Source organism: Micromonospora sp. MP36 (assembly GCF_008119785.1).
GTDB lineage: Bacteria > Actinomycetota > Actinomycetes > Mycobacteriales > Micromonosporaceae > Micromonospora.
The window spans coordinates 1-6,102 of sequence record NZ_VSFA01000199.1 but is presented as its reverse complement, the minus strand read 5'-3'; the positions used below and the strand labels follow the sequence as shown (position 1 = coordinate 6,102).

The window sequence follows — 6,102 nt, the reverse complement described above, 5'->3', positions numbered from 1 at the left end:
GAAAGCACGTCCTTCTTTCACCCGGAATTTCTGCCCGGGGTGACCGAAGTGGTATTCAACACCAAGCATCCTGCCTATCGGCAGCTCGTAGAGATGCTCGATCCGGACCTGGTTACGGATAACATCGCGGCTCTTAAGGCGCGTATCTATGGTGCTTCTGACACGTTGAAGATGTTGCTCTGCGCCTGGGCGCGTTACGAGATGGAGGAGCGCGAGGGAGCGCGGCGAGACAAGGTGGTTGAGGTTCGCCAAGAGTGGGGGAAGATGGCCCGGCAGTTCCTCGCTGACAGCGACGTCGAGCTGGTTGCGGCGAGCAATGGATGATATTCCTGCCCTTGGCAGCGAGCTTGTTCAGGCGATAACGCGAGCCCGATCAGAGGTGGTTTTCGTTGCTCCCTTCATAAAAGCGGACGCTCTGCGGCGGTTGCTCGACGCAGTGCCTGCAGGCGTGCCCGTGACTTGCTACACGCGTTGGCGGCCTGAGGAGGTGGTCGCCAATGTGTCCGACCTAGAAGTGTGGCCCCTTCTGCGAGGGCAGGGAGGGTCGCTCCGGCTCCGATACGACCTGCATGCAAAGGCGTTTCGAGTCGATGAAGCCTGTTTTGTTGGCTCCGCCAATGTGACGGGATCGGCGCTGGGCTGGGCGCCGAGGGCAAACCTCGAGCTTCTAATAGCCGTGTCCGTGGACGACGAGAGGTTGTCGACCTTCTTTCAGCGGCTTGAATCGAACGCGGTCGAGGTTACTGAGGAAATCTATTTGGAGATGCGTCGGGTTGTTGCAGATCGACAAGGGTTGCTCATTCCCCCTCAGCGCCCGCCGGCCGAAGGGGAAGTCCCGATCGTAGATGAAGGAACGCGGAACTCTCTGGCTGGATGGCTTCCGCGATGTCGAGTGCCTGGAAACCATAACTTGTATCGGACCTACCTCAGGCAGTGGAACATGGTCAATAGGACCACGTACGAGGATGCTTCTCACGACTTGCGGGTCCTCGGTATCCCGGATGGGCTCCCGTCGGAAACGGTGTTCCTGAGGTACGTATCGGCCGTTTTTCGGCAGAGCCCGATTGTGGGACTCGTGCTCGGCCAGACACAAGACTGCATCCGGCCGGAAGAAGGCCAGAACCTACTACGGCGCGAGTTTGGCAACTCGGCTGGGGGCGACGACGGAATGACTGGCTCGGAGTGGGCCACGTTGAGGACTTGGCTCGCCACCTTTCTGTCTGGGGAATTTCGACAGCGTTATGGCGAGGGAGGCCCTGAGCTGGTCCGCGGTGTGCGGATTGCGTAGGCCGCGGACCTCCTCGGCGACTTTGCTAAACAGGAGCCGTATTTCGGGCTGTGGCGGGTAAAACTTGCCGAGGCGGTGCCTTGCTGGCTTGAGGCTGGCGGTCGGATGGGCGTCCTCTTATGGGTGGCTGTCGCCGGATCCTCGTTAGCTACCGCACGTGCTTTGTAAGGTGAGCTGGCGGGAGGAGGGCAAGCAGTGCATGCAACAAGGCGATCTTGTTCCCTTAGCGTGGCATTCGACGTGGGGCAACATCCGATGTGCGAAGGAGAAAGTTGGAGTGCCAACCATAGTCCAAGGCGCGGGTCCAGCTTCCAAGCGCCACCTCACGGCGATGGTGCGCACCGACCTTTCCAAGCCGGTATCGCTGGCGATTGCCGACGAGATCCTCAAGCCTAGCTCAAGCTTCTTTGACTATGGGTGTGGCCGGGGAGGCGACCTCCAAAGGCTTACTGCTATGGGCTACGAGGCGCGTGGTTGGGACCCGGCGCACAGGCCGGACGCCAAGATCCGCCCAGCAGACGTCGTCAACCTCGGCTACGTGGTCAACGTTATCGAGGATCCCGCCGAGCGGCTGGAGGCGTTGCGTTCTGCATGGGCGCTCACTGGCGAGGTTCTCATCGTTTCGGCACGTCCGGACTGGGAAGCGCGCAGCGTATTGGGACGACCACACGGCGACGGAATCATCACTAGCAAGGGCACTTTTCAGAAGTTCTTCGCTCAGGAAGAGCTTCGCGCGTGGCTTGACAGCGGACTGAGCGTCCGGAGTGTCGCCGCCGCGCCGGGCATATTTTACGTGTTCCGCGACGAGGTCCGAGCACAGTCGTTCCTCGCCTCACGAGTACGGTATCGCCCTGTCCCAGTATGTCGGCCGAGAGTAACCGACGTGCTTTATGATGCCAACCGCGAAGCGATGGAGAGCCTCGCTGCCTTTGTCACAGGCCGAGGCCGGCTCCCCGAGGCGTGGGAGCTTGGAAACAATGGCCAAAAGATCTCTGATGCTTTTTCATCCGTCAAGCGGGCCGCCGCGGTGCTACGCCGAGTATTGGGGGAGAAGGATTGGGATGGTGATTTTGCGGCCGCCCGTGACCGTGCTTCCAAAGACCTGCTCGTCTACCTCGCCCTCGCCGCTCTCACAGGACGGCCGAAGGCGTCGCGGCTGCCACCGGATGTAGCACTTGATGTGAAGGCTCTATTCGGCTCGTACAAGGCTGCCTGCGAGCAGGCAGACCTGCTGCTGCGCCAGGTAGCGAACCAGAGGGCAATCAACACCGTGTGTACCGGGTCCCCGATCGGCAAGCTCACCCCGGATGCGCTTTACGTGCACGCGAGTGCACTCGGATCCCTCGATCCGCTCCTGAGGGTTTATGAGGGTTGCGCGCGAGCGCTCACGGGGGCGGTACCCGGGGCTACCCTCATTAAGTTCACACGAACGGCAGCCAAAGTGTCGTACCTGGCCTACCCGTCCTTCGACCAAGATCCGCATCCAGCACTGTCCGTGTCGCTGAGGGCGGACCTGCCCAGGCTGCACGTCAAGTATCGGGATTTCAGCGCCTCCGCGAACCCGCCGGTTCTGCATCGCAAGGAGACCTTCGTACCCGAGGGCTACCCAGGACGCGAGAAGTTCTCCCGACTGACGCGGCAGGAAGAACGCGCGGGGCTGCTCGAAGAGGCACTGACCATCGGCACCCGTGCTGGATGGCAGCGCCGCCTCGACGAGCTGGGCTACCGACTCGCAGGCCATCGCCTTGTGAGAGCCGCGAACGAGTCTTGAGGTACGTGCGCAGACCTGCCTCTCACGGAAGCGAGTTCCAGTGGGCCACGCGGCAGACTCGGTTGTTGTTGCCCTCGATCCGCGTTGGACCGCCTAGCCCAGCCACGTGCTCAAGACGTCGTAGGCGCGTCCCAGAAGCCGCCGGGTGCGCTCCTCAATAAACGCCCTATTCCACTCGCCTTCGTAAAGCGAGATGGTCTCGAGCATCGGCAGATGCCGACGACGTGCGATTATCTTTTCTCGTGTCTCCTTCGAAACCTTGACCCCTTTCTTCTCGGCGTCATGCAGCATCTTTTCGGTCTGGTCAGGATCGTCTGCAGCGAGGGCGCCATACAGAAACCGCTTTTCCCACCAGTTCCGGTTGCTGAGAAAAGCATTGTCATCTAAGGGCAGGAGCACTAGGTTGCCAAGGCGGTGTACCAACCCCGAATCTTCGTAGACGTCCTTGGACCAGCCGCTTGGCACTCGCGGCACCTTCGGGGCCACGTGCTCGATGGTCACTAGCCGATCGTCGAGGTTCCAGCGCTCGGGCCGCAGCATGTCGGTGCTGTCCGAATGCACGCCATCCTTCGTGTGGCCGCTGGTGCCTGCAGGAACGGAATGGTGAGCAGAAAGCAGGAGCAGCACACGAGCCAACTCGTTCTCGTCGTAGACGGGACGTGTCTCTGCGGCCTTGATGAAGCTGGAGCGATCGCTGAAGAAATAGGTCCTGGCTGTACGGGCCATGGTTCTCAGTCCAGCGGCAAACGAAGTAGCGGGTGGTAGGGGGTTTACGTCATGACGCTTGTCGCGAGTCCTAGCGATAGGGCCAACTACCGTTGCCTGCGCTTCGTCTTGGACACCATCGCGCATCAGAGCTCTGTAGCGGGTGTCAATTCCGTCTGTGCCACCGTGGGAGGCCCTCCAGAGAATCGAGAAGGCAGCGCAGGCCTTTACCGCCCTCTGGAATTCAGCAAGCGTGAAGGGATCAGGCGTTGCGCGGAAAGCGGAAAAGTAGCGAGCCAGCGGCGCTAGAACGATCGTGTGCTTGATCTCACGCAGGAAGCCGAGCGCGAACTGTGACTCAGCGTCAAGCGTTAGGTGTGGTCCCGATCCGGCAAGTGTCACGAGGTGAGCGGGATTTCGCCAAACCTTGAAGTACATAAACGCGTTGTCGGCCAGTTGTTGCGTCATGTCGCGTCTTTGTGACTGGTTTTCAGCCTCGTTGTAACGCTTACTTAGCGCACGGCGCTGCTCGTTGTGCTTCGCTGCGACTTTTTGGCCAGCATCGGACAGCAGAAAACTGGTGATGAGACGCGCCGTCTCGGTTTGAACGGCGTCGCCTCGTTCAGACAGCAGCTTGCTGGTCAACGACACGTGCTGGTAGCTCGGTGTCTGGACGTACTTCTCGGGGCCCTCCCTCTCCACAACTAGGGGTATGAACGTTTCGAAGGAGGTGAGGGGTTCGCCGGTGGAATTCAGGGACTCGAAGAGCTCGAAGGCGTACTCCTCGTTGCGGGCGTTAATTTGCGTGAGCGAAACGCGCTCGAGAAGGAACCTGGAAAACAGCATTAGCCTAAGGACGTTAGCGGCCTTGGGGTTGTGACTGGTGAAGAGCCGTAGGTTCGGGGTGTGATCCTCTGTTACGTCACCGAAGAGCCCGGAAAGCACCTTCGACTTGGGGGCGAGCAGGATCTCCAGATTTACTGCATCCGCCAGCTCCCCTTCGCGACCGCCGGCTACGTCCTTGATTAGACCCTGAATAGTTGCAAAGCGGCGGTGTAGCAGCTCGTGGTCTTGCTGGGAACTGCCCACTCCCTCTGGCATTATGGCCGTATTGGGCACAGAGGGGCGATACTGCGAGTCTGTGCGAGCGCATTGCAGGTATTCATGTAGCAGGTGGGAGACCGGAGATATGTAGCGGGCAGATTCCTGCTTGGTTGACCATATGTCGGCTATTTCTCGGACAATCTTGGGAAGCATCTTATAGTCAGGATCGCCGTACGTCTTCACATCTGCAAGACAGCCGAGTAGTTGCTCTTGAATCTCGCCGCATTGGTCGAGTAGCCAGCCGGCAATTTCGTGCTCCTGCTCACCTCTGATCTCGCGCTTGACATTTTGAGCCTCGCGCTTCAGCGTTTCATGGGCAGCGGCGGCTATTAGGAGAACCGTGGAGAGCCGTTGCTGTCCATCGATTACCTGACGAGGATCCTTGGGTCTCGTCTTGTGCTGACTACCGACGCCGCTGACCGTGATCATCGCGCCGATAAATGTCACACTTTCGACGTCGTCGACGAGTCGCTCTAGGCCGATTATCACGCTCTCGAAGAGTCGCTTAATGTCTGCTGGCTTCCACCGGTAAGGTCGCTGATAAGAAGGGATTGCAAATCCACCAGCCATGTCGGACAGCAGCTGGCGGATGGACGCCGAACTAGGACGGAAGAGGCTTTCGATCTCAACTTCGACGGCCACGCTTTCCATCGCCCCCTACTGATGCCCGCGTCCCTATCAACAGGCCGCAATGCACACGCTAGGTGACCTTGGCCATGCTCCCAGTCCTCCCGCTTGCCTCTGCGGTCTTCGCTGGAAGAGTCCGGCCAGCCGGTCGGATCACCCGCTCGTCTGGCGGCCCAATCCGGCTCGGCATGCACGGTCACCACCTCCCCACTGGTGGTCCCTCGGACAGTACCGTTGGTAGTCCCGCCAGCGGGACCCCCGGGCTGTCATCCGTTTGGCCGGATCGCCCTGGCTACTCCGCTGTGTCAATAGCCATGGAAGGCGATATTGATCGGGACAACCAACCGGCTCGCCGTGACTGTCTGCTACGCGCCTCTGCGGGAGGCCTCACTCCGGACTTTTACTCCCTCCTCAGTGGGGCTGAAAAGGCGGATGCCGAAGTGGGGAGACGCCGCGGCCAGAAGCGCGACAACAACGCGCGGCTGCGTAGGCAGCCCCAATGCTTCGGGCAGTGTTAGAGGGCGTCTGATTCACGTATTTTGCGGGTGATGCCGGCTTCAGATGTCTCGCCAGGTTGGGGTGGTTTCGTTGGTGATGCGTTTGGTGG

4 protein-coding genes are annotated in these 6,102 nt (G+C 60.2%); 3 read left to right on the top strand and 1 reads right to left on the bottom strand.

Annotated elements, in window-relative coordinates; translation table 11 throughout:
- The 3 genes from FXF52_RS40075 to FXF52_RS40070 all read left to right on the top strand — a co-directional run.
- A partial coding sequence (locus tag FXF52_RS40075) for a hypothetical protein (protein WP_222870944.1) occupies window positions 1-324 on the top strand: 324 nt, incomplete at its 5' end.
- Window positions 317-1,288: a phospholipase D family protein gene (locus FXF52_RS44365; protein WP_370518113.1), complete on the top strand. Its 972-nt coding sequence runs from the start codon at window positions 317-319 to the stop codon at window positions 1,286-1,288. The genes FXF52_RS40075 and FXF52_RS44365, both read left to right, overlap by 8 nt.
- Window positions 1,289-1,487: 199 nt before the next feature.
- Window positions 1,488-3,059, top strand: coding sequence for a DNA phosphorothioation-associated putative methyltransferase (locus FXF52_RS40070; protein ID WP_148804860.1), 1,572 nt, complete (start codon window positions 1,488-1,490; stop codon window positions 3,057-3,059).
- Window positions 3,060-3,152: 93 nt separating this feature from the next.
- On the opposite strand, the gene FXF52_RS40065 is transcribed toward FXF52_RS40070, so the two are convergent.
- Window positions 3,153-5,519: a DUF262 domain-containing protein gene (locus tag FXF52_RS40065; RefSeq protein WP_148804859.1), complete on the bottom strand. Its 2,367-nt coding sequence runs from the start codon at window positions 5,517-5,519 to the stop codon at window positions 3,153-3,155.
- Window positions 5,520-6,102 lie beyond the last annotated feature (583 nt).

Excerpts from the sequence above, each read along its gene's own strand:
- FXF52_RS40070 (WP_148804860.1), top strand. The coding sequence starts at position 1,488 with ATGCAACAAGGCGATCTTGTTCCCTTAGCGTGGCATTCGACGTGGGGC.
- FXF52_RS40065 (WP_148804859.1), bottom strand. The coding sequence starts at position 5,519 with ATGGAAAGCGTGGCCGTCGAAGTTGAGATCGAAAGCCTCTTCCGTCCT.
- FXF52_RS44365 (WP_370518113.1), top strand. The coding sequence starts at position 317 with ATGGATGATATTCCTGCCCTTGGCAGCGAGCTTGTTCAGGCGATAACG.